The sequence below is a fragment of the Streptomyces sp. NRRL S-31 genome, from assembly GCF_000718775.1.
Lineage (GTDB): Bacteria > Actinomycetota > Actinomycetes > Streptomycetales > Streptomycetaceae > Streptomyces.
The window spans coordinates 1-23,278 of sequence record NZ_JOCB01000017.1 but is presented as its reverse complement, the minus strand read 5'-3'; the positions used below and the strand labels follow the sequence as shown (position 1 = coordinate 23,278).

Here is a 23,278-nt window from a genome sequence, read left to right as displayed (position 1 = left end):
TCAGCCCTTGATCTCGGTCCAGGCCCGCACCCACCGGGCGTACGGCACGCACTTCACGTCCCGGCGGCCGTCGAGGCACTGCTCGATGGGCGTGTTCCAGAAGGCGATCCTCTTCCAGTAGTTCTCGTCGGCGGCGTGGTAGACCGTGCAGAAGTTCTTGTCACGAGTGTGGGCGCACGCCCGGGAGTTGGCCGGGGCCTCCCCGAAGTACTCGGCGACCTGGGCGTTGACCTCGGGGGAGACGATCCAGTCCAGCCATTTGTAGGCGCAGTTGGGGTGCGCGGCCTTGCTGGAGACCATCCAGGTGTCGGACCAGCCGGTCGAACCCTCCTTCGGCACCAGGGTCTTGACCTTCGCGCCCTCGGAGGCGGCGAGGCCGGCGATCACCTGCCAGGTCGTACCGATCACCGAGTCACCGCTCTTGAAGGCGGAGACCTCCTTCAGGTAGTCGCTCCAGTACTCGCCGACGTCCGCGTTCTGCTTCTTCAGCAGCGCCACGGCGGCATCGAACTGCCGCTGGTCCAGCGCGTACGGGTCCTTGATCCCCAGCTCGGGCCGGGCGGCCTTCAGGTACAGGGCCGCGTCGGCGATGTAGATCGGCGAGTCGTAGGCGGTGACGTGCCCTTTGTACCGGTCGGCGTCGTTGAAGACGGCGGACCAGGAGGTGGGCGCGGGCGAGACCTTCGCGGTGTCGTACATCAGCAGGTTGGCGCCCCGGCCGTGCGGGATGCCGTACATCCGGCCCTCGACGGAGTTCCAGGCGCCGTTCTTCAGCCCGCTGAAGACCTCCTTGTAGTGGGGGACGAGGGCGGTGTTGACGGGGGCCGCGTCACCGGAGGCGATCAGACGCAGGGAGGCGTCGCCGGAGGCGGACACGGCGTCGTACTCGCCGGTCTTCATCAGTTTGACCATCTCGTCCGAGCTGGCGGCGACCTTGGAGCGGACCTGGCACCCCGTCCGCTTCTCGAAGCCGCTGACCCAGTCCGCGCCGGGGTCGTCGGAGCCGTCCTCGACGTAGCCGGCCCAGGCGATGAGGTTGACCCGGCCCTCCGTCCTGCCGAGCTTCGTCGGCGCCTTGAGGTCGGGCGGGTTGAGCCCGGTGGCCGGTGAGCCGCCGGAGCCCGCGGAATCGCAGGCGGAGGCGAGCAGCAGCGCGGCGGCGCACATGGCCGCGGTGCGCGGGGTACGGGTGTGACGCACGGCGTTCTCCAAGGGAGTCAGGGGGAGTCAGGGGAGCCAGGCAGGGGGGACGGTGCCGGGTGTCAGGAGGGGAGCGGGACGGCGTGCCGGCGGTGCCACCGGAGGCGGACCCGGCTGCCGCGGTAGGCGGCCACGTCCGCCGAGGAGGTCTCCAGGTTCTGCTGGAGCGCGGTGAGCCGGCCGCCGCCGTCCAGGTCGACCAGGAAGCGGGTGGCGTCGCCGAGGTAGACGACCTCCGCGACGGTGCCGGTGGCGGTGGCGTGCTCCGGTACGTCGGCCTCGGCGGACTCCTTCAGGACGCGGATCTTCTCCGGGCGGATGTTGTACGTGCCCGGTGCTCCGGTGATCCGCCGGGCCGCGTCCCCCTCCAGGAGGTTCGAGGTGCCGACGAAGGAGGCGACGAACGGTGTCGCCGGGCGTTCGTAGATCTCCGCCGGGGTGCCGACCTGGGCGACGCGGCCCCGGTCGAAGACGGCGATCCGGTCGCTCATCGTCAGGGCCTCCTCCTGGTCGTGGGTGACGAGGACGAAGGTGATGCCCACTTCCCGCTGGAGCGCCTTGAGTTCGACCTGCATCCGCTCGCGCAGCTTCAGGTCGAGCGCGCCGAGCGGCTCGTCCAGCAGCAGGACGCGGGGGCGGCCGACGAGGGCCCGGGCGAGCGCGACGCGCTGGCGCTGCCCGCCGGACAACTGCGCGGGCCGCCGCGGGCCGTAGCCTTCGAGACGGACCCCGGCGAGCGCCTCGCGGGCGCGGACCAGCCGTTCGGCCTTCGGCACCCGGCGGACCCGCAGTCCGTACGCGACGTTCTGCTCGACCGTCATGTGCGGGAAGAGGGCGTAGTCCTGGAAGACGGTGTGCACGTCCCGTTCGAACGGGGCGAGGCCGGTGACCTCCTGCCCCGCCAGCTCGATCCGGCCCTGGTCGGGGGTCTCGAACCCGGCGACCAGCCGCAGCACCGTCGTCTTGCCGGAGCCGGACGGGCCGAGTATCGAGAAGAACTCGCCGTCCCGGACGTCCAGATCGACACCGGCCACGGCCGCGGTCCCGCCGAACGACTTCCGCAGGCCCTCCAGCCGGATCGCACTTCCCTCCATGGGGGAACCTTTCTGGCGCGCTGAACGTTGACCGCAAACCTATGAACTCATAGGTCACAGCTCAAGAGCCCCTTAGGGTAAAGCTTGAGTCAACGCACGAGGTGGTGGCCGTGAGGCAGCACGAGACCGGCACAGGCGCCCGCAGGGCCGTCTTCAGCCCGCTGGACAGTCGGGCCCGCGTGGACGCGGTCGTCCGCCGCATAGGCGACGCCATCGAGCTGGGCCTCCTCGCCGACGGCGAGCAGCTCCCCGGCGAGAGCGACCTCGCCGCACGGCTCGGTGTCTCCACGGTCACCCTGCGCGAGGCGCTCATGGCGCTGCGGCAGCAGGGGCTGGTCACCACCCGCCGGGGTCGTGGCGGCGGCAGCTTCGTCTCCCTGCCCGAGGTCCCGGCCGACGACCGGCTCCGGGCCCGGCTGCGCGGCTGGAGCCCCGAGGAACTGCGCGACCTCGGCGACCACTGGGCCGCCCTGTCCGGTGCCGCCGCCAGGCTCGCCGCCCGGCGCACCGGACCCGAGGACCTCCAGCCGCTGCTCCGCACGGCGCGGGAGCTGGAGCGCGCCGACGACGCGGCGGCGCGCGGCCGGCTGTACGGCCGCTTCCACGTCGAACTCGCCGCCGCCGCCCAGTCCGCCCGGCTCACCCGGGAACAGGTCGCCCTCCAGAGCGAGGTGGGCGCCCTGGTCTGCCTCGTCCTGGCCGAGGACGCATATCGTGAAGAAGTTGCGGACCGTCACCGCCGTGTCATCGCCGCGGTGCAGGATGGGGCCGACGAAACGGCCGGTCCCCTGGCCGAGCGGTGCGTCAGGGAGTCCGTGGCGCGGCTCGCCGCCCTGCGCCTCACCCTCTGACCGCACCGCGTCCGGTTCCCGTCCGCTGGAGGACACCATGGGCGTCAGCCCCGGACGCGCCACCGTCGCCACGGAGCCGGAGACCCGGGTCGCCGCTCAGGTCGGCGGCGCGCTGGAGGCCGTCTTCGAGGCGGTCGCCGCCACCCGCGCCGACACCGCGGCCCTGCTGCGCCGGGTGGCCGCCGAGGGGCGTCGGCCCGCCAGCCGCGACCTCGCCGCGCTGCGCCCCGGACTGCACCTGCGGCTGGACCGCGGGGAACTCGTCTCCGGCGTCGGCTTCGTCGTGGCGCCGGGGCTGCTGGCCGATGTGCCGGGCTGGCTGGAGTGGTGGCAGTCGGGTGCCGACGGCGCCGTGCGTCCGCTCCTGGCCGACCTCGACCCCGAGCGGTCGGCCTACTCCGACTACACCCACTGGGACTGGTTCACGCTGCCCCGCGACACCGGGCGTCGGGCCGTGGCCGGACCGTACGTGGACTACCTCTGCTCCGCCGAGTACAGCCTCACGCTGTCCGAACCGGTGCTGTTCCAGGGGCGGTTCGCCGGAGTGGCGGCGGCCGATGTGTATCTGCGGCACTTCGAGGCGGCGGTCCTGCCGCTGCTGTGCGGGCTGTCCCGCCCGGCCCGGCTGGTCAACGCCCGCGGCCGGGTGGCCGCCTCCGCCGACCCCGCCCAGCCGGCCGGCTCCCTCACCCGGGGCCCGGACTTCGGCGCGCTCCTCGCCGACGCGCGGCCCGGCGCCCACGACGGGCTGCGCCTGGTGCCGTGCGGGGGCGTACCCCTGGTGCTGGTCCTGGCCTGAGCACGGCCCGCGATGCCCCGGAGACGCGCGGGCCCGCACGGCATCCCGGGAACGCGCGTGACCCCGGACCACCCTGCGGGTGGTCCGGGGTCCGCGGTGCGGGCTCGGCACCGGCGCCCGCCGTGCGGGCTCGGCGCCGGGGTGTGCCGTGCGGGTCCGCGTGGTGCTCAGGCCGCGAGACGCTTGGCGAGCTCGCGGGCCTTGACGGCGGCGTCCTCCAGGGCGCGGTCACGGGAGGCCTCGTACAGCGGGACCAGCTCGGCCATCGCCGGGTTCTGCGACGCCATGGTCAGCTCCGGGACGATGAACTCCACGTCCAGGCCGAGGCCGCTGCCGAGGGCGGCCTCGAGGTAGTTCTGCACGTACTCGAAACCCTCGCGCGGGGTGCCCGGCGCGTAGGAGCCGCCCCGGCTGGCGACGACGGTGACCGGGGTGCCCTTGGCGGAGGGGTTCTCGCCCGCGGTGCGGCCGAACAGGATCACGTTGTCCAGCCACGCCTTGAGGGTCGACGGGATCGTGTAGTTGTACATCGGGGCGCCGATCAGCACCGCGTCGGCCTGCTCCAGCTCCTCGATCAGCTTCAGGCGCCCGGCGAAGGCGGCGGCCTGCTCCGGCGTGTGGGAGGCCGGGTCGGCGAAGCCGGCGAGGTGCGCGTCGGCGGTGATGTGCGGGACGGGCTGCGCCGCCAGGTCGCGGTAGACGACCGTGCCCTCCGGGTGCTCCTCCTGCCAGTGCTTGGCGAAGGCCGCCGTCACGGTGCGGGAGGACGACGCCTCGGTCGGGAACAGGGACGAGTCGATGTGCAGCAGGGTGGCCATGGATGACTCCGGAAAAAGGTGAGGGACGGCCCGCGCCGCGGCTCGGGCTGATGTTTCGTACTGGACTATTTTTAGCATACGAGCTTACTTTTTTTCACCACCCTACGGCGGAGTAGTACCCTGGGGCCATGGACGACAACCACGACAGCGCGGCCTGCAAGCGGGTGGACGTTGGCATCACCCGCGTCTTCCAGCTGCTCGGCAAGCGGTGGAGCGGTCCGATCGTGGCCGTCCTGGTGGAACAGCCCGCGTACTTCGCCGATCTGCGGCGGGCCGTCCCCGGCATCAGTGAACGCATGCTGTCCGACCGGCTCGCCGAACTCGGCGCGGCCGGCCTCGTCCTGCGCGAGGTCGACGAGGGCCCCCCGCTGCGCGTGTCCTACCGGCTGACCGACGCCGGAGCGGCCCTGGAGCCCGCCCTGCGCGAACTGGCGGAGTGGGCGAAGGTCCACCTGCCGGACGCGCCGTCCTGCCCCGGGGCCTCCCTGGAACGGCCGTCCCGCACGTCCGCCTGACGCGGCCGTCCCGCGCATCCGCTGACGTGGCCGTCCCGCCCATCCGCCTGACGAGGAACGTCTCCACACCTGCCTGACGCGGACCGTCCCGCACACCCCCCCCTGACGCGCCCGGTGGCCCGGGCGGACGCGGCGCGCACGCCGCCGGCGCCGACTCAGTCGACCGGCCAGGTGTGCACCGGGGCGTTCAGGTGCATGTAGTCGATGTACACCTGGGTCATCCGACGCAGCGCCTCGTGCCGCCCGGCGTGCGTGGTGGCGGCCAGATGCCGGAACATCTCCTTCTGCCACACCGCTCCGTTGCGCGCCGTCACACAGCGCTGCTCGATCACGCCGAGCAGCGGCTCGCGCCATGCCGCGTCCATGCCCGAGCGCTCCAGCCCCCGGTGCGCCAGCGGCAGCAGCCGCCGCAGCACCAGCTCGGGCACCGGCACCTCGCCCATCCCGGGCCAGTACACCAGCGCGTCGATGCCGTGCCGGGCGGCGGCGTGCAGATTGTCCCGGGCGGCGGAGAAGGACATCCGCGACCACACCGGCCGGTCCTCCTCCACCAGGGCCCGGGTGAGCCCGTAGTAGAAGGCGCCGTTGGCGAGGGTGTCGGCGACGGTCGGGCCGGCGGGCAGCACCCGGTTCTCCACCCTGATGTGCGGCCGGTCGTGGGCGATGGCGTAGACCGGCCGGTTCCAGCGGTAGATCGTGCCGTTGTGCAGGGTGAGTTCGGACAGTTCGGGGACGTCGCCGCGGTCCAGCGTCTCGGCCGGGTCCTGTTCGTCGCACAGCGGGAGGAGCGCGGGGAAGTAGCGCACGTTCTCCTCGAACAGATCGAAGACGCTGGTGATCCACCGTTCGCCGAACCATACGCGGGGTCGTACCCCCTGCACCTTGATCTCCTCCGGGCGGGTGTCGGTGGCCTGCTCGAACAGCGGGATGCGCGTCTCGTGCCACAGCTCCTTGCCGAACAGGAAGGGCGAGTTGGCGGCGAGCGCGACCTGGACGCCGGCGATCGCCTGCGCCGCGTTCCAGTAGCCGGCGAACTCCTCCGGCGACACCTGGAGATGGAACTGCGTGCTGGTGCACGCGGCCTCCGGGGTGATCGTGTCCGCGTAGGTCCGCAGCCGGTCGGTGCCGTCGATCTCGATGCGCAGGTCCTCGCCGCGCGCGGCGAAGACCTGGTCGTTGAGCAGCCGGTAGCGGGGGTTCTCCGACAGCGTGTCCTCGCCGATGTCCTCCTGCCGCAGCGTCGGCAGGATCCCGATCATGATCAGCCGGGTGCCGACCGACCCGGCCCGCTGTTCGGCGTGGTTCAGCGCGTCGCGGATCTCCGACTCCCAGGCGTCCGGACCGCCCGCGATCAGCCGCCGGGGCGGGACGTTGATCTCCAGGTTGAACCGGCCCAGCTCGGTGGACCAGGCGGGGTCGGAGATCGCCTCCAGCACGTCGCTGTTGCGCATGGCCGGCTCGGCGTCGTCGTCCACCAGGTTGAGTTCGATCTCCAGGCCGACCTGCGGCCGCTCCGACTCGAAGTGCGCCTCGCGCAGCATCTGCGCGAGCGCGTCCAGGCACTCCTGCATCTTGATCCGGTACCGGCGGCGGTCCTCGCGGGTGAAGACGAGCGCCGGGACGTCACGCCCCATCGGCCCTCCTGGGTCCCCTCGTCGGACACCTCTCCCTCCCAGCGTCGCACCCGGACGGCGACCCCACCATGCCGGCCGCCGTCGCCGGGGCGCTCCGGCATCCCGGACGACGGTGTGTCCCGCCGTCCCGCCCCTTGAACCGAGGGGCATCCGGTGGGAGCGCGGCGGGGGCCGGCGGAAGCCAGGCGGCAGCAAGGCGGGAGCCTGGTGCGGAGGCCGCTGTGGAAGCGGGCCACCGGTACGAGGGCGGACGGGGCGGACGGGGGCGGACGCGGGAGGCCCGCCGCACCGCGGGGACGGTACGGTGGGCCGGCCGGTCAGGGCGTCCTGCGGGCCACGCCGCCGTAGAAGCCGATCTCGTCGGACCGGGGCGGCGGCGGGGTGTCCGGGCGCCAGAAGGGCACCTGCGCCAGGCCCGGTTCGACCAGCTCGAAACCGTCGAAGAACCGCTCCACCTGGGCGCGGGTGCGCAGGTTCAGGGACGCGGTCGCGTTGGTGTAGACGGCCTGGGCGTCCGAGCGGTCGGCGAAGTCGCCCGTGGCGTGCGAGAGCACCAGGAAGCTGCCGGCGGGCAGCGCGTCGCGCAGGGCGGCGACGATCTCGGCGGGCCGGTCCGCCTCGGAGAGGAAGTGCAGGATGGCGACGAGGAGCAGGGCGACCGGCTGCTCGAAGTCGATGAGCTGCCGGACGTCGGGGTGGTCCAGGACGGTCCGCGGATCGCGCAGGTCGCCGAGGACGATGCGGGTCGTACCGGACCGGCTGAGCAGGGCGTTGCCATGCGCGGCGACGATCGGGTCGTTGTCGACGTAGGCCACGCGGACGTCGGGCGCCACCTGCTGCGCGACCTCGTGCACGTTCGGCGACGTGGGCAGACCGGTGCCGATGTCCAGGATCTGCCGGACCCCGCTGCCCACGACGTACCGGACGGCGCGCTGGAGGAACGCGCGGTTGGCCCGCACGCCGATCCGCGCCTCGGGCGCCGCGGCGGCGAGCCGGTCGCCCGCCTCCTGGTCCACCTCGTAGTTGTCCTTGCCGCCCAGGAGGTAGTCGTAGATGCGGGCGGGGTGCGGTCTGCTGGTGTCGATGTTCACGGCCTCGAAGCCGGCCTCTGTCACGCTGAGCTCCTCTCCACGGCCGGCACGACCTCGATCCGCACCGACCGGGCACAGCTTCGCACATCAACTTCTCGCATCGTGCCACGAGTTCCCGCAGGCGGGCGGCCGGGGCGGGGCGAGGGGCGGGGAACCGGGCCGAGCCCGCCGTGCGCACGGGGGAGCCGGTGAGCGCGGGGTGCCGGTGGGGCCCCGTTGCTCGGCGTGCTGCCTCGGCTGCCCCGGTGGTCCAAGTGGTCCAGGTGGTCCCGGCTGCCCCGGTGGTCCCGGCGGCGCCGGGCCGGTGACGAGGCGGGCGCGGGCCGTCGTACGGCTCACCCGGCCGGCTCCTCCCGGCTGGCCCCCGCCCGGCCGGTGCCGGAGGGTCGGAACCGGACCGGTGGTGCGGTACGCGCGCCGGTCGTCCCCATGGACCGGCACGCCGCCCCGGCCGCACGAGCGGCGGCGTGCCGACCGGCCGGGGCGGGGAACGGCAATCCATGCGCTCGGGCCGTTCCCCGTTCCGTCGGACGCCGGCCGGACGCCCCGGCCGGACGCCCCGCTCCGTCCGGGCGAGCGGCGGATGGCGAGCGGCGGGTGGCGAGCGGCGTCCCGGCGCCGGTGCGGCCCGCTCCCGCCGGACCTGTGGCCGCGTTCCCCGAGCCCCTGCCAAAGTCCGGACGCCATGCGCTTGCCGCGGGGAAACCGATCGGTCTACGGTGATGGTAAACCGATCGGTTTCTCCTCTGGAGGCGGACATGACGTCGATCAAGAACTCGGTGGCACTGGTCACCGGCGGCAGCCGCGGGCTGGGCGGGGCGCTGGTGGAGGAGCTGTACGCCCGGGGCGCCGCCAAGGTGTACGCGACGGCCCGTGACCCGCGAGCCGTCACGCACCCCGACGCCGTACCCCTCGCGCTGGAGGTCACCGACCCCCGGTCCGTCCAGGCCGCGGCGGCACGGGCGCGGGACGTCACCGTCCTGGTCAACAACGCCGGCGTCTCGCTCGGCGCGCACTCCTTCCTGGACGCCCCCCTCGACGACGTACGCCGCGAGTTCGAGACCAACTTCTTCGGACCGCTGCTGGTCACCCGGGCCTTCGTGCCGATCGTCGAGGCGAACGGCGGCGGGCACCTCCTCAACGTCCACTCCGTGCTCTCCTGGCTCGGTGTCGCCGGCTCCTACAGCGCCACCAAGGCGGCCCTGTGGTCCCAGACGAACTCCCTGCGCCTGGAGCTGGCCCCGCGGGGCATCGGGGTGACCGGCCTGCACGTCGGCTACATCGACACCGAGATGGCCGCCGACGTGGACGCGCCCAAGTCCGCGCCCTGGGACGTCGCCGCGCTCGCGCTCGACGGCGTCGAGTCCGGGGCCCACGAGGTGCTGGCGGACGACGTCAGCCGGCGGGTCAAGGCGGCCCTCTCCGGGGACCTCACAGGGCTCTACCCCCAGCTGTCCCTCTAGGCCCGTCCCCGAGACCTGGGCTCCGCTGTCCGGCTCGCCGCCCAGGGGCCGCCCGCCGGCCACCGCCGAGGAGATCGCCCGCCACGCGGGCGTCGCGCTGCGGACCGTCCACCGCTACTTCCGCTCCAGGCAGGACGCGGTGAGCCCGCTGCTCGCGGACGTGCGCCGACCGGTGGCGGGCACTGCCGGAGGCGGCCGAGCCAGGGGCCGGCCTGTTCCCGGGGCTGCGGAAGCCATCCGCATCGCGCCGGACACCTGGGCCCCCACGGAGGCCGGCGTCGGGGGCGAGGGCTCCCCGGCCGTGCCGGCCCTCGGCTGTCCGCGCCGACTCCCTGGCGGGATGGACGCCCTGCGGCCGGACGGCGGACGAGGGGACCGGCGGTGGCCCGGCCCGCCCGCCCACGGCCGTCCGCCCGCCGCTGACCGTCCAACCTCCGCTCCCGCGGTCGATTGTCAGTGGGTGCCCCTACGGTGATCAGCAGTCGGAGGCCCGCCGGAACGGCCGCGGGTCCGTCTGGGGGAGGGGTCTGCCATGTCCACGGTGTCCGCGGTGTCGACGACGTACCTGGAGCTGTCGCAGGAGGGCGGCGGCGCCCACAAGTTCTACGAGGTCACGGTCGACGGCCGAGTGGTGACGGTGCGGTACGGCAGGATCGGCGCCGCCGGGCAGACGCAGACGACGACGTTCGCGACCGAGGACAAGGCGCGGGCCGCCGCCGAGAGGAAGGTCGGCGAGAAGGTCCGCAAGGGCTACGCGCCGGCCATCCGGGGGCAGCGCGCGCCCCGTGCGGTGACCCGCCGTCAGGTCAGTTCGGCCCCGTCCACCGCCCGTGCCGTTGCACCGGTGCTGTGGCGGTTCCGCACCGGCTCCGCCGCGTTCGGCATCCATGTCGACGACGAGCGCTGCTGGGTCGGGAACCAGGCCGGTGACGTGTACACCCTGGACCACGAGGGCGCCGTCCTGGCCCGCTTCAGCCTGCCGGACGGCGTCAAGTGCCTGGTCGCCGACGACTTCTGGATCTACGCCGGCTGCGACAACGGCACGGTCTACGACCTCTCCTCCAAACTGCCCTTCGCCGCCTACGACATCGCCGCCGACGTCGACATCTTCTGGCTGGACATCCACGAGGGCGTCCTGGACGTCTCCGACCGCCAGGGCAGGCTCACCGTCATCGACCACGAGGACGAACACCAGTGGTCCCGCCGCAGCCAGGGCGAGCACGCCTGGATGGTCCGCGCCGACGACCGGGCCGTCTACCACGGGCACCTCCGGGGCGTGACCGCCTACGCGCCGGACGGCGGCGGCGAGTTGTGGCACACCCCCACCAAGGGCGGGGTGCTCTTCGGGTGGCAGGAGCGGGACGCGGTGTACGCGGGCACCGCGCACCGCGTGGTCCAGCGGCTGTCGAAGGACACCGGCGCCATCGAGGTGACGTACGCCTGCGACGGCCCGGTGTACTCGTGCGCCACCTCGCCCGGCGGCCGGTTCGTCTTCGCCGGGGACGCGGCCTCCTCGGTCTACTGCTTCGACCGCGAAGGGCGGCGGCTGTGGAAGCTCGGCACGGGCAGCGGCTCGGCGCTGTCGATGCAGTACCGCGACGAGCGGTTGTACCTGGTCACCACCGACGGTTCCCTGGTGTGCGTCGACGCCGGCGAGGCGGCCGTCTCCGCGGCCCAGCAGGGCACCGTGCCGGCGGTGCGGGACGTCAAGCTCGCCGCCGCGCTGCCCACGTACGCCCCGGCCACGGCCGTCGCCGCGGTGGCCACGGTCGACCGTGCGCCCGCCGGGGCGGTGGTGGTCGAGTGCGTCCAGGAGAGCGGCCGGCTGCGGGTGCACGTAGTCTCGGACGGCTACGACACCTCCTGGAACGTCCAGTTCCCGCGCGCGATACGGGAGCCCGGCGCTCGGTACGTCGTGGACGCCCTGCACCCCTCGGCGGGCGGCTTCTACCGCGTCCGCGGCGACATCCGGCGCCTGCTCTGAGGCGACATCCGGCGCCTGCTCCGACGGGGCCGCGCGTCCGGTCGCCGGGCGAGGGGCGGTGCGCCCTCGCCGCGGGCGGCGGCCCCGCCCGACTCCGGGGCGGGTGCGGGAGTGGGGTGGCGGCGGGGCTGGTGTGGCCTCGGCCGTCCCCGGGGAGCGGGCTGGCGGGGCTGGTGTGGCCTCGGCCGTCCCCGGGGAGCGGGTGTGGGAGCGGGCCGGCGGGGCCGGTGTGGCCTCGGCCCGTGTCGGAGCGGCCCGGATCAGGGACGTACGGCCGCCGCCCGCTCCAGCATCTCCCGGGCCACGGGGAGCGCCGCGGCGCGGTCCTGCGGGACCAGGCCGATCCGGGTGCGGCGGTCCAGCAGGTCCGACTCGTCCAGCGCGCCCTCGTGCCGGACCGCCCAGAGCAGTTCGGCCCGGGTGACGGGGTGGCCGGGCAGGACGGGCTCGGCCAGGGCGGGATCCCCGGCGGCGAGGGCGTGCACGGCCACGGCCTCGCTGCCGTAGCGCCGGACGAGACGGCGGGGCACGGGCAGCGCTTGCAGCCGGCCGGGGCCCGCGGCACCGGCCAGCGGCAGCGCGGCGGTGGGGGAGGGGCCGGTGCGCAGCCCCCCCGCCCCGGCCGCGGCGTCCACGGCGTCCTGCGCCATCCGCCGGTAGGTGGTGAGCTTGCCGCCGACCACGGTGGTGACACCGTCGGGCGAGGTGAGCACCGCGTGCCGGCGGGAGATGTCGGAGGTGCGGGCCGGCCCGCCGTCCCGGCCGTCGTGCCCGGAGGTGTCCAGCAGGGGACGCAGCCCGGCGAAGGCGCCGACGACCTCGTCCCGGGCTACAGGGGTGTCCAGCACCGAGCCGAGCACGTCGAGCAGGAAGCCGATGTCCGTCTCGGGGACGTCCGGCACGTCCGGGATGCCGCCGTCGACCGGCTCGTCGGTGAGACCGACGTAGACCCGGCCGTCCCCCTGGGGCAGGACCAGCACGAAGCGGTTGGTCTCCCCGGGGATCGGGACGTGCAGACCGGCCGGCAGGGCGCCGAGCCGCTCCGAGCGCAGCACCAGGTGGGTGCCCCGGGACGGGCGCACGCGGATGCCGTCGACGAGGGTGCCCGCCCACACCCCGGCGGCGTTGATCACGGCACGCGCCCTGATCTCGCCTTCCGCGCCGGTGAGTTCGTCCCGGACGCGGGCGCCCGCGCCGGTCACCTCCAGCGCGCGCATCCGGGTCAGCACCCGGGCGCCGTGCGCGGCGGCCGTCCGGGCGAGGGCGGTCACCAGACGGGCGTCGTCGGTCACCTTGCCGTCCCAGGACAGCAGCCCGCCGCGCAGCCCGGCCGGGCGGACCGAGGGCGCCAGGTGCCGGGCCTCCGTCCCCGACAGCCGCCGCGGCGCGGGCAGCACCTGACGCGGGGTGCGGGCGGCCAGCCGCAGCACGTCCCCGGCCCGGAACCCGGCCCACGCCAGCGAGGCCTGCGCCCGGGACACCAGCGGGGTCAGCGGCAGCACGAACGGCTGGGCGGCCACCAGGTGCGGGGCCGTGCGGGTCATCAGCACCCCGCGTTCGACCGCGCTCTCGTGGGCGACGTCGAACTGCGCGGAGGCCAGGTAGCGCAGCCCGCCGTGGATCAGCTTCGAACTCCAGCGGGAGGTGCCGAAGGCCAGGTCGTGGGCGTCCACCGCGACGACGTCCAGTCCGCGGGCCGCCGCGTCCAGCGCGGCTCCCGCCCCCGTGGCGCCGAGCCCGACGACCAGGAGGTCGGCCACCCGGCCGTCCGTGGCCTCGGCCAGTTCCCGGCCGCGCCGGTGTGCGTCGAGGGACGAGCCGGGTGCGGCCTCGGTGTGGCTCATGGCGTCAGGGTCCTCTCCAGAAGGGTGCGCAGTTCACCGAGGAACGCGGCGGAGTCCAGTTCCGGATCGTCCTCGTCGGTCATCGTGCGCAGGGACAGGGTGAAGGACTGCACGGTCAGCAGCAGGGCGCGGGCCTGCCGTTCGGTGTGGCCGGGGCGGACGGAGCCGTCCGCGTGGCCCTCGCGCAGCGCGTCGCCCAGCAGCGCCAGCAGCGCCTCCTGGCTGGCGCCGCGCCGGTCGAGCACGTACGGCAGCAGCAGTTCCGGATCGACGTCGACGATCTTGCCGAAAAGGGGGTGTGCCCGGAACGCCTCGACCCCGGCGACCAACCCGTCCACGATCCGGGCGCGGGTGTCGACGCCGGGCGCGGGCTCCGGTATGGCCCGGGTGGCCACGCCGATCCACTCCCGGGTCATCAGGTCGCCCACCAGGGTCCGCAGGTCCGGCCAGCGCCGGTACAGCGTCATCCGGGAGACACCGGCGCGACGGGCCACGTCGGCGAGGGTGGTGCGGCGTACGCCGACGGCCAGCACACAGTCGCGTGCCGCGTCGAGCACGGGATCACTGTCCGAACCGTTGTGACGAATAGGCGTCATGTGTCACAGTGTAACGCCCCGAGGGCGGGACGGAAGTGGTCCGGCCCCGGAGGGACCGCAGCCGAGCCGCGCGTGCCGACCACACCGACCCACGCCGACCCACGCCGACCCGTACCGACCCGTACCGACCTGTGAGGACGACCGTTCAATGGACATGCTGTGGAACGGCTGGGGCGACCCGGCCAAGGCGGCTCCGCTCCCCGGCACGGTGACCGGCCTGCTGCGCGACCTGCTCGGCGTCAAGCCGCGCACCACCCCGGCGCTCGGCCCGGACGACCTCAGGCTCCCCGCCACCACCGCGGGACCCGCCGCCCTGGCGGCGCTCGCCGAGGCCGTCGGCGGCGAACGGCACGTCCGCACGGACCCCGGGAGCCGGATCCGGCACACCCGCGGCAAGTCCACCCCCGACCTGCTGCGCATCCGCGCCGGCGACGTCACGGACGTACCCCAGGCCGTCGTCCTGCCCGCCACGCACGACGAGGTCCTCGCCGTACTGCGCGCCTGCGCCGGGCACGGCCTGGCCGTCGTCCCCTTCGGCGGCGGCACCTCGGTGGTCGGCGGACTCGCCCCGCGGCGCGGCGCGTTCATCGCCCTCGACCTGCGCCGCATGAACGGCCTGCTCGACCTGGACCCCGTCTCCCGCACCGCCGTCCTCCAACCCGGCCTGCGCGCCCCCGAGGCCGAGGCCCTGCTCGCCGAACACGGCTTCACCCTGGGCCACTTCCCGCAGTCCTTCGAATGGGCCACCATCGGCGGCTTCGCCGCCGCCCGCTCCAGCGGACAGGCGTCCGCCGGATACGGCCGCTTCGACGAGATGGTGCTCGGCCTCACCCTCGCCACCCCCGAGGGCACTCTGGAGACCGGCCGCGCCCCCCGCTCGGCCGCCGGTCCCGACCTGCGCCAGCTCGTCCTCGGCTCCGAGGGCGCCTTCGGCGTCATCACCTCCGTCACCGTGCGCGTCCGCCCGCTGCCCGCGGTCCGGGTCTACGAGGGCTGGCGGTTCGGCTCCTTCGAGGAGGGCACCGCAGCACTGCGCCGGCTCGCCCAGGACGGGCCCCGGCCGACCGTGCTGCGCCTGTCCGACGAGACCGAGACGCTCATCGGCCTCGCCCAGCCCGACGCGATCGGCGCCGGTCTCGCGCAGGGCGGCGCCGGTTGCCAGGCGATCACCGGGTACGAGGGGACGGCCGAGGACACGGCGTACCGCCGCGAGCGGGCGGCGGCCGTCCTGACGGAGTGCGGCGGCACCCCGGTCGGCACCGAACCCGGCGAACGCTGGGCGCACGGCCGCTACTCCGCGCCCTACCTGCGCGACGCCCTGCTGGACGTCGGCGCCTTCGCCGAGACGCTGGAGACCGCCGCCTTCTGGTCCCGCGTCCCCGACCTGTACACGGCCGTCCGCACCGCCCTGACCGACACCCTCACCCGGGCCGGCACCCCGCCGCTGGTGATGTGCCACATCTCCCACGTCTACGAGAACGGCGCCTCCCTGTACTTCACCGTCGTCAGCGCCCAGGGCGAGGACCCGGTGGCCCACTGGACGCCCGCCAAGCACGCCGCCAACGAGGCGGTGCTGGCCGCCGGCGGCACCATCTCCCACCACCACGGGGTCGGCACCGACCACCGCGACTGGTACGTCCGCGAGGCCGGCCCGCTCGGCGTCGCGGCCCTGCGCGCCGTCAAGCGCCGCCTGGACCCGGACGGCCTGCTCAATCCGGGCGTCCTGCTGCCCACCGACTGACCCACCCGATCCGACGCCTGCCCCGGAGGCATCCCGATGCGCCAGTTCACCGCCGTCGTCAACCCCACAGCGGGCGGCTCCACGGGGGCGGCGACCCTGCTCCACCTGGCCCGTCTGCTCCGCGCGGCCGGTGCCGGGCTGGAGACCGAGTACAGCCACAGCCTCGCCCACGCCCGGGACATCGCCCGAGCGGCCGGCGAACGCGGCCGGATCGTGCTGGCCGTGGGCGGCGACGGCATGGCCGGCGGCATCGGCGGCGCGCTCAGCGGCACCGGTACCGTCCTGGGGCTCGTACCGGCCGGCCGCGGCAACGACTTCGCCCGCGCGCTGGACCTGCCCGCCGACCCCGAGGCCCTGGCCGGCATCCTGCTGAGCGCCGAGCCCCGGCCCGTGGACACCATCGAGGTCGAGTCGGCCGTCCACCCGCGCACCGTGGTCCTGGGCAGCGTGTACGCCGGCGTCGACGCCGAGGCCAACCGGCACGCCAACAACGCCCGGTTGCTGCGCGGCGCCGCCTCCTACTACGCGGGCGGCCTGCGCGCCGTCACCACCTGGCGGGCCGCCGGCTACCGGGTCACCGTCGACGGCGCGGAACACGTCCACCGCGGCTACACGGTCGTCGCCGCCAACTCCCCCTACTACGGCTCCGGCCGGCTCATCGCCCCCGGCGCGCGGGTCGACGACGGACTGCTCGACGTCGTGCTGATCCGCGACGCCCCGCGCCGGCTGTTCTTCACCCTGATGAACGAGCTGAGCACCGGCGCCCACGTCCACCGCCCCGAGGTGCGCGTCCTGCGCGGCCGGGAACTGCGCATAGAGGCCGACCGGCCCGTGCCGTACGGCGCCGACGGCGAGGTGGAGGCCACCCTGCCCGTCACCCTGCGGGTCCGGCCCGGCGACCTGCCGGTGCTCTGCTGAACTCCGGCGACCCCGCGCCGCGGTCCCCGTGCCCCAGGGCGCTTTCGTGCGCGGCCCGGCGCATCACCCGATCGAGGCTGGGTAGGAACAGGTGTCCGGGAGGGGGACATATGACATCGGAGCAGGCCGAGGGAGTGGTGCGGGCGGTCGTCGTGTACGACGGGCGGCTGCTGCTGGTACCGGAGGCGGACGGCTGGGGGCTGCCCTCGGGCACCCCGCAACCGGCCGAGACGCCGCAGGCCACCGCGGCCCGCGTCGTCTACGAGCTGACCGGCTACCTGGTCGACGGCACCGAGCCGCTGGAACCGCGGGCGGCCGCGGAGGAGACGGCCGTGGTGTGCCAGCTGCTGAGCGAGTCGCCGTCCGACGGGGGGCGCTTCGCGCCGGACCGGCTGCGCTGGGCCCCGCTCGCGGAGACCGCCGACGCGTCCCTGCCGGGCAGCGTGCGCCGGTACCTCCGGGGACACACACCCGTCTGAACCGGCGGCCCGCAGGTTCTCACCTCGCCTTCCGGCCCCCGCCCGGCCCGTCCGTGACACACGGACGGGCCGGGTGCACGCGCCGGGCTGCCCGGAAACGCGTGCGCTCTGCCCCCCGCGCCCCGGTCGCGGCCGAACCGGTCTTCGCGCCCGGGCCCTGCCGGACCACGTCTCCGCCCGGCGTGGCTCGGCCGCCATCCCCGAGCCGAGCAGCCGAGCCGAGCCGCGTCTCGAGAGGCGAGGACCCACCCGGCACGAGGGCCCGTGAGGAACTGCCGAGGAGCGGGACAGGGCGACCGGCCGCACCGAACCTGTCGAGGAGCGGGACAGGGTGACCGGCCGCACCGAGCCGGCCGACCCCGAGCCGTACGGCACGACGGGACCCGCTTCCTCCCCGTGCCGTCCCCGACCGGCCTCGGCGCTCTCCCGCCGTCCCCCTCCGCTTGCGGCACCGTCCGCCCCGGGGTTCAGTGATTACGGACCCTTCGCGGGCCTTTGTCTTGTCACCCCTCGTGCCGCCGGCCCGCGACCCCCTCGGGGTGCTCCACGCGGACACCCCCGCACGGACGCCGCTCGCGGACGCCCGCCGCGGAACGCCGCCCCCACGCGCGCCAGGAGCTGTCATGTCGATGTCGTTCGGTGCACCGTTCGGTTCGTCGGACCCTTTCAGTGAACTGCTGAACCGATTCTTCGGTATGTCGCCGGCGTCATCGCCCCCAGCGGTGCAGCGCGTCCCCATCGGGCGGCTGCTGACCGAATCGTCGCGGGAACTGCTCAACCTGGCCGCCCGGCGGGCCGTCGAGGACGGCACCTCCGACCTCGACACCGAGCACCTGCTCTGGGCGGCCACCCAGGTCGACCCGTCGCGCCGGCTGCTCGCCCAGGTCGGCGTGGACCCCGAGACCCTCGCCGCCGAGCTGGCCAAGGTGCTGCCCCGCGAGTCCGGCGAGCCCTCCGCGCAACCGGGCCTCACCCCGGCGGCCAAGCGGACGCTCGGCGCCGCCCTGGCCCGGTCCCAGGCGGCCGGCGTGTCCTACATCGGTCCCGAGCACATCCTCAGCGCCCTGATCGGGGACAGCGACACGGGCGCCGCCCGGATGCTGCGCGCCGAGGGCCTGGACACCAAGCGCCTGACCGGCCTCACCGAACAGGCGGCGGCGCGCGGCGAGCAGCCCCCCGCCGAGCGCAGGACGCCGGCCACCACCCTCGACGAGTTCGGCCGCGACCTGACGGAGGAGGCCAGGGCCGGCAAGCTCGACCCGGTGGTCGGGCGGGCCGGGGAGATCGAGCAGACCGTCGAGATCCTCTCGCGGCGCTCCAAGAACAACCCCGTGCTGATCGGCGAACCCGGTGTCGGCAAGACCGCGATCGTGGAAGGGCTCGCCCAGCGCATCGTGGCGGGCGAGGTCCCCGACACCCTGAAGGACAAGCGGGTCGTCGTGCTGGACCTGTCGGGCATGGTGGCCGGTGCCCAGTACCGGGGCCAGTTCGAGGAGCGGCTGAAGAAGGTCATCGAGGACGTCCAGGCGGCCGGCGGCGACATCATCCTCTTCATCGACGAACTGCACACGGTCGTCGGCGCCGGAGCCACCGGCGAGGGCTCCATGGACGCGGGCAACATGCTCAAACCCGCCCTCGCGCGCGGGGAGTTGCACGTCGTGGGCGCCACGACCATCGACGAGTACCGCAAGCACATCGAGAAGGACGCCGCCCTGGAGCGCCGCTTCCAGCCGGTGCTCGTCCCCGAGCCCAGCGTCGAGGAGACGGTGCAGATCCTGGAGGGGCTGCGCGACGCCTACGAGGCACACCACCAGGTCCGCTTCGACGACGCCGCGTTGGTCGCCGCGGCCGAGCTGTCCGACCGGTACATCAGCGACCGGTTCCTGCCCGACAAGGCGATCGACGTGATGGACCAGGCCGGTGCCCGGGTGCGATTGCGCAGCGCCGGGCGGTCCACCGAGATCGTCGACCGGGAGGACCGTATCGCCAAGCTGCGGCGGGAACTCGAACAGGCGGTGTCCGCCGAGGACTTCGAGAAGGCCTCGGAGCTGAAGCGGGAGATCGCCGAGGCGGAGGGCGAGCTGGCCGGCATCGAGGAGCGCCGCGAGGGCGTCGTCTCCGTCACGGCCGCCGACATCGCCGACGTCGTCTCCCGCCGCACCGGCATCCCGGTCTCCCAGCTCACCGCCAGCGAGAAGGAGAAGCTGCTGCGGCTGGAGGAGGAGATGCACGAGCGGATCGTCGGCCAGGACGAGGCGGTCACCGCCGTCTCCCAGGCCGTACGCCGCAACCGCGCCGGCATGGGCGACCCGAACCGTCCCGTCGGGTCCTTCCTCTTCCTCGGGCCGACCGGCGTCGGCAAGACCGAACTCGCCAAGACCCTCGCCGCCCTGCTGTTCGGCGACGAGGACCGCATGATCCGCTTCGACATGAGCGAGTTCCAGGAGAAGCACACCGTGGCCCGGCTGGTCGGCGCGCCTCCCGGATACGTCGGCTACGAGGAGGCGGGCCAGCTCACCGAGAAGGTCCGCCGCCGCCCCTACAGCGTGGTGCTCTTCGACGAGGTGGAGAAGGCCCACCCCGACGTCTTCAACACCCTGCTCCAGATCCTGGACGACGGACGGCTGACCGACGCCCAGGGCCGCACCGTCGACTTCCGGCACTGCGTCGTCATCATGACCTCCAACATCGGCGCGCGCCGCATCCTGGACCACCGGGGCGATGTGTCCGACCTCAGGGGCGAGTTGATGGACGAACTGCGCACCCGGTTCCTGCCCGAGTTCCTCAACCGGATCGACGACATCATCATCTTCCACGGCCTGACCGAGGACGACCTGGCGCGGATCGTCGACCACCTGCTGGACCGGAGCAAGCGCAAGGTGCGAGCCCAGGGCATGGACCTGGAGGTCAGCGAGGCCGCGAAGAAGCTGCTCATCGCCCACGGCCACCAGCCGGAGTTCGGGGCGCGTCCGCTGCGCCGCACGATCCAGACGGAGCTGGACAACCGCATCGCCACCCTGCTGCTCAGCGGCGACGCCGAGCCCGGCGACACCATCGTCGCCGACGTGCGGGACGACTCGCTGCACTGCTCGGTCCGCGGCAAGGGTTCCGGCGCGCCGGCGGAGTGACGGTTCCGGGGCCGGTCACGCCGGCGGAGCCTCGCCGATCGACACCAGGACCGCCGTCGCCGGTCCGTCCGGGGTGTCGTAGTGGACGGTGTCCCCGGGCCGGCGCCCGAGCAGCGCGCGGCCGAGGGGACTGTCGGCGGTGACCAGCGTCTGGTCCAGGGCCTCGGCCACCTCCGCGATCTGGAGCGTCTCCGCCGTGCCGTCGGGGAACCGGACGGTGACCGTGCTGCCCACGCCGACCTCGTCGGTGGGGGCGGGACCGGCCGTCTCCGCCTGGCGCAGCCGTTCGGTGATGTCCTCGATCCGGCGGTCCAGGCGGGCCAGCTGGTCGACGCGCCGCAACTCGTCGGCCTGGTCGGCCTGGTCGCCGACGGAGGCGGAGTCGTGGAGGGTGCCGGCGACCAGCCGGCGCTCGTCCCGCAGGTCGGCCAGTTCCTGTTCCAGCGCACGACGGGCCTGCGTGCTGATCGGCTCCGGGTCACCGGTCATGGGGTCTGCTCCTTCGCGGCCGACGGGCAGCCGGACGGGGCGGAGAGTCCGGCATTGCGCATCATAAGCGGATCAATTGCTCTCATGAGCGGATCAATTGCTTGCGTGGTGCGCGCGGGGTGTGCGGTGGGGCGCTCGGGGGTGCCGGAAGGGGCACGCCGGGATAGTGTGCTTATGTCCTGATCTTCGGAGCCGGTTCCGCTCCGACCGCGACGGCCCGGCGGAGGGAGGTGCCCATGTCCTCGAAGCGACGCCGGAAGAAGAAGTCGCGCCGCAAGCACGCGGCCAACCACGGGCGGCGCCCGCAGTCCTGACGTGCGCGGCGGCCCGCACGGGCCGCCCTCAGTCCGCCAGGGCGTCCGGCACGCCGGGGTAGCAGGGGATGATCGGGGTGAGGCCGACGATCTCCAGGGTGCGCAGGACGGGCCTTTGCAGGCCGGCCAGCCGCAGCCAGCCCGGCGGCTCGTGCGCCTGCTGTCCGGCGATCAGCGCGTTGATGCCGCTGGAATCCATGAACGGCACCCCGCTCAGGTCGGCGACCGTGCGCGCCCCGGCGGCGGGGTCCGCGGGGACGAGGGCGTCCCGCAGGGCGCCGGAGGTGTGGTGGTCCACCTCGCCGGTCACCGTGACGATGGTGACCCCGTCCACGGTGGACCGGGTGACCGACAGCCGGTCCGGTCCCGCCTCTTCGTTCGTCTCCGCCGTGTCTGCCACGCGTTCCTCGTCCACGCTCGCCGATCCTCGCCCAGGGCTTTCCTCACCGGGCGATTGCCCCGGATCGCGCCGACGATGCCGGTCGTGCCTCGCCGCGCTCCTCTTTATGTCCGGTGCATGCCAAGTGGCTGGGCTGTCGGCCCCGCCGGGAGTCACGCCCGCGTCCCGGTCCGGGTGACCGTCGCGCGCGGAGCCGACCCGCTCCTTGATGCCCCTGGCGGGCGGTGTCGACAAGCCTTATCGTATGCCGGAAGGTGTATCCCGCAATACGGAAGATCGTGGGATGGGGTGCGCGGTGTGAGGGGGCGGGACGTGCGGCGGCCGTGCGGTGTGCGGTGGGGGCGTCGGGTGCGGGACGCGGGCTCCGGGTGGCGGCTGCTGCGCGGTCCGGCCCAGGTGATGTTCCTGGCGGACGCGCGCACGGGCGCCGTCTTCTGCCTCGCCCTGGCCACGGCCGACTGGCGGTACGGCGGCTACGCCCTGGGAGGCGCCGCCCTCGGCACCGGCACGGCACGGCTGCTGCACGTCTCCCGTGACCGGGTCGAGCAGGGCCTCGAGGGCTGCAACTCCAGCCTCCTCGCCCTGTGCTGCGCGGTCTTCCTGGGCGCGGGCCGGGTGTCCACGGCGCTGCTCGCCGCCGTGGGCTGCGTCGTGGCCACCATCGCCACCGCCGCCGTGGTCCGGCTGCTGCGGCTGTGGGGACTGCCGCCGCTGACCCTGCCGTACTGCCTGCTGGCCGGTGTGGTCACGGTCGCCGCGCCCGCCTTCCGGCGGATCAGGCCGCACGGCGGCGGCCCGGCCGCGCTGCCCCGCGCGACGTCCGGCCCGACCGCGCCGGACCCGGGCGAGGTGGGGCGGGCGTTCTTCCGCAACGTCTCCCAGGTCTTCCTCCTGGACGAGTGGTACGTGGGGGCGCTACTGCTCCTGGGCCTGCTGCTGGCGAGCCGGGTCGCCGCGCTGGTCGCCTGCGCCGGCAGCGCCACCGGCATCCTCACCGCCTGGGCGCTCGGCGCGCCGGCGGACCGGATCGCCGACGGCACCCTGGGCTGCAACGCGGTGCTCGTCGCCCTCGCCCTGTGCGGCGTGTTCCTGGCGGCGACCCCGGCCACCCTGCTGTACGCACTGCTCGGCGCCGCGACCGCGACCGCCGTGACGCCCGCCGTCGCCCATCTGCTCGCCCCCTCCGGCGGCCACGCCTTCACCTGGCCCTTCGTCCTGACGACGCTCGGCTTCCTGATCGCCGCCCGCTCCTTCCCCCGGCTGACCGGCCGAACCCGGGCGGCGGACGCGCTCGCCCGGGCCGCGTAGAGGCCCCGGGGCAGACACACCACCGTCGCCTCGCCGTTCCGCCGTGCCGTCCCGCCGCGCCGTCCCGCCGTGCCGTTCCGCCGCGCCGTCCCGCCGTGCCGTTCCGCCGCGCCGTTCCGCCGTGCCGTCCCGCTGTCCTGCCGCGCCGCAGTCCCGCCGTGCCGCTGTCCCGCGGCCTCGATCTCCCGCCGCGCCGCCACGCCGCCGTTCCGCCGTCTCGCCGTCCCGCGGTCGCCCGGCAGCGCCGCCGTCTTGCCGCGCAGCCGTCCCGCCTTTCCGCCGTCGCCGCGCCGCCCCACCATCCCCCCGCCCCACCGTTCCCCGCCCCAGGCGGGCCCCGCCCCCGGCGGGCGCGCCCCCCGCACTCAACCGTTCCACCTGTGAATTCCCTAGGGATCCGGGCTGGCCGGGACGTACGTTTGTTAGATTGCGCAACCACACATCCATCGCGAGCGCTGCCGCGCGGAGCCGACCGTTCAGGGGAGTGGAAGATGAGCGACCCGCGGGACGCGGCGGCCGGCCGGGCCGCGCATGGGCGGGGCACACGGGTGCCCGGGGCACGCAACCCCGAGCCGGACCGGGTGGCGCCGCCGGGCGGCCGGGCCGCGGCCC

The 23,278-nt window shown here is 74.4% G+C and carries 19 protein-coding genes and 1 pseudogene; 11 read left to right on the top strand and 9 right to left on the bottom strand.

The features are described 5' to 3' along the window. Window positions 1–1,200 carry an ABC transporter substrate-binding protein gene (locus tag IF37_RS0109645; protein WP_030739303.1) on the bottom strand — a complete coding sequence of 400 codons (1,200 nt, stop codon included), beginning with the start codon at window positions 1,198–1,200 and terminating at the stop codon, window positions 1–3. 62 nt (window positions 1,201–1,262) lie between these two features. Next, complete coding sequence (locus IF37_RS0109640) at window positions 1,263–2,294, bottom strand: ABC transporter ATP-binding protein (RefSeq protein ID WP_030739300.1); 1,032 nt, start codon at window positions 2,292–2,294, stop codon at window positions 1,263–1,265. A gap of 110 nt (window positions 2,295–2,404) precedes the next feature. On the opposite strand from IF37_RS0109640, the gene IF37_RS0109635 reads away from it, so the two are divergent. Together IF37_RS0109635 and IF37_RS0109630 are read left to right on the top strand one after the other, a co-directional pair. Beyond that, complete coding sequence (locus IF37_RS0109635; protein ID WP_030739297.1) at window positions 2,405–3,145, top strand: FadR/GntR family transcriptional regulator; 741 nt, start codon at window positions 2,405–2,407, stop codon at window positions 3,143–3,145. Window positions 3,146–3,182: 37 nt separating this feature from the next. Then, window positions 3,183–3,944 carry a cache domain-containing protein gene (locus IF37_RS0109630; protein WP_030739293.1) on the top strand — a complete coding sequence of 254 codons (762 nt, stop codon included), beginning with the start codon at window positions 3,183–3,185 and terminating at the stop codon, window positions 3,942–3,944. Between the two features lie 167 nt (window positions 3,945–4,111). On the opposite strand, the gene IF37_RS0109625 is transcribed toward IF37_RS0109630, so the two are convergent. After that, entirely contained in the window at window positions 4,112–4,762 is a 651-nt protein-coding gene (locus tag IF37_RS0109625; RefSeq protein ID WP_030739290.1) for an FMN-dependent NADH-azoreductase, read from the bottom strand. 128 nt (window positions 4,763–4,890) lie between these two features. Here IF37_RS0109625 and IF37_RS0109620 point away from each other — a divergent pair, with 128 nt between their 5' ends. Beyond that, window positions 4,891–5,277 (top strand): helix-turn-helix domain-containing protein, encoded by a 387-nt coding sequence (locus tag IF37_RS0109620; protein WP_030739288.1) that lies wholly within the window; start codon window positions 4,891–4,893, stop codon window positions 5,275–5,277. A 155-nt stretch (window positions 5,278–5,432) separates the two neighbouring features. On the opposite strand, the gene IF37_RS0109615 is transcribed toward IF37_RS0109620, so the two are convergent. Next, window positions 5,433–6,911 carry a glutamate-cysteine ligase family protein gene (locus tag IF37_RS0109615; RefSeq protein ID WP_030739285.1) on the bottom strand — a complete coding sequence of 493 codons (1,479 nt, stop codon included), beginning with the start codon at window positions 6,909–6,911 and terminating at the stop codon, window positions 5,433–5,435. A 317-nt stretch (window positions 6,912–7,228) separates the two neighbouring features. Further along, entirely contained in the window at window positions 7,229–8,026 is a 798-nt protein-coding gene (locus tag IF37_RS0109610) for an SAM-dependent methyltransferase (protein ID WP_030739282.1), read from the bottom strand. A 734-nt stretch (window positions 8,027–8,760) separates the two neighbouring features. On the opposite strand from IF37_RS0109610, the gene IF37_RS0109605 reads away from it, so the two are divergent. From IF37_RS0109605 to IF37_RS0109600, 3 genes and pseudogenes are all read left to right on the top strand, one after another. Further along, window positions 8,761–9,465: an SDR family oxidoreductase gene (locus IF37_RS0109605; RefSeq protein ID WP_030739279.1), complete on the top strand. Its 705-nt coding sequence runs from the start codon at window positions 8,761–8,763 to the stop codon at window positions 9,463–9,465. 61 nt (window positions 9,466–9,526) lie between these two features. Then, window positions 9,527–9,641 (top strand): annotated as a pseudogene (locus IF37_RS41825) (TetR family transcriptional regulator); the annotation flags it as partial. A 356-nt stretch (window positions 9,642–9,997) separates the two neighbouring features. Next, on the top strand, window positions 9,998–11,449 hold the full coding sequence (locus IF37_RS0109600) for a WGR domain-containing protein (RefSeq protein ID WP_030739276.1): 1,452 nt from the start codon (window positions 9,998–10,000) through the stop codon (window positions 11,447–11,449). A 260-nt stretch (window positions 11,450–11,709) separates the two neighbouring features. Here IF37_RS0109600 and IF37_RS0109595 read toward each other — a convergent pair whose 3' ends face one another. Together IF37_RS0109595 and IF37_RS0109590 are read right to left on the bottom strand one after the other, a co-directional pair. Continuing rightward, window positions 11,710–13,293 carry a glycerol-3-phosphate dehydrogenase/oxidase gene (locus tag IF37_RS0109595; protein ID WP_030739273.1) on the bottom strand — a complete coding sequence of 528 codons (1,584 nt, stop codon included), beginning with the start codon at window positions 13,291–13,293 and terminating at the stop codon, window positions 11,710–11,712. After that, a complete protein-coding gene (locus tag IF37_RS0109590) occupies window positions 13,290–13,889 on the bottom strand; it encodes a TetR/AcrR family transcriptional regulator (RefSeq protein ID WP_030739270.1) in 600 nt (199 codons plus the stop codon). Before IF37_RS0109590 ends, IF37_RS0109595 begins: the two co-directional genes overlap by 4 nt. Window positions 13,890–14,037: 148 nt before the next feature. On the opposite strand from IF37_RS0109590, the gene IF37_RS0109585 reads away from it, so the two are divergent. The 4 genes from IF37_RS0109585 (at window position 14,038) to IF37_RS0109570 (ending at window position 20,155) form a co-directional block, all read left to right on the top strand. Further along, the gene (locus tag IF37_RS0109585) at window positions 14,038–15,630 is read left to right on the top strand and encodes an FAD-binding oxidoreductase (protein ID WP_030739268.1); all 1,593 of its coding nucleotides are present in this window, start codon (window positions 14,038–14,040) and stop codon (window positions 15,628–15,630) included. Between the two features lie 36 nt (window positions 15,631–15,666). Then, a complete protein-coding gene (locus IF37_RS0109580) occupies window positions 15,667–16,548 on the top strand; it encodes a diacylglycerol kinase family protein (protein WP_030739267.1) in 882 nt (293 codons plus the stop codon). A gap of 110 nt (window positions 16,549–16,658) precedes the next feature. Then, complete coding sequence (locus IF37_RS0109575) at window positions 16,659–17,027, top strand: NUDIX hydrolase (protein WP_030739265.1); 369 nt, start codon at window positions 16,659–16,661, stop codon at window positions 17,025–17,027. A 623-nt stretch (window positions 17,028–17,650) separates the two neighbouring features. Further along, window positions 17,651–20,155, top strand: coding sequence for an ATP-dependent Clp protease ATP-binding subunit (locus IF37_RS0109570; protein ID WP_030739262.1), 2,505 nt, complete (start codon window positions 17,651–17,653; stop codon window positions 20,153–20,155). Between the two features lie 15 nt (window positions 20,156–20,170). Here the strand turns inward: IF37_RS0109570 and IF37_RS0109565 are convergent, their stop codons facing one another. After that, on the bottom strand, window positions 20,171–20,644 hold the full coding sequence (locus tag IF37_RS0109565) for a GreA/GreB family elongation factor (RefSeq protein ID WP_030739260.1): 474 nt from the start codon (window positions 20,642–20,644) through the stop codon (window positions 20,171–20,173). Window positions 20,645–20,986: 342 nt separating this feature from the next. Next, window positions 20,987–21,373, bottom strand: a complete 387-nt coding sequence (locus tag IF37_RS0109555; protein WP_030739257.1) for an STAS domain-containing protein — start codon at window positions 21,371–21,373, stop codon at window positions 20,987–20,989. Between the two features lie 333 nt (window positions 21,374–21,706). Between IF37_RS0109555 and IF37_RS0109550 the strand changes: the two genes are divergently transcribed. Further along, the gene (locus IF37_RS0109550; RefSeq protein WP_253915711.1) at window positions 21,707–22,666 is read left to right on the top strand and encodes an urea transporter; all 960 of its coding nucleotides are present in this window, start codon (window positions 21,707–21,709) and stop codon (window positions 22,664–22,666) included. Window positions 22,667–23,278 lie beyond the last annotated feature (612 nt).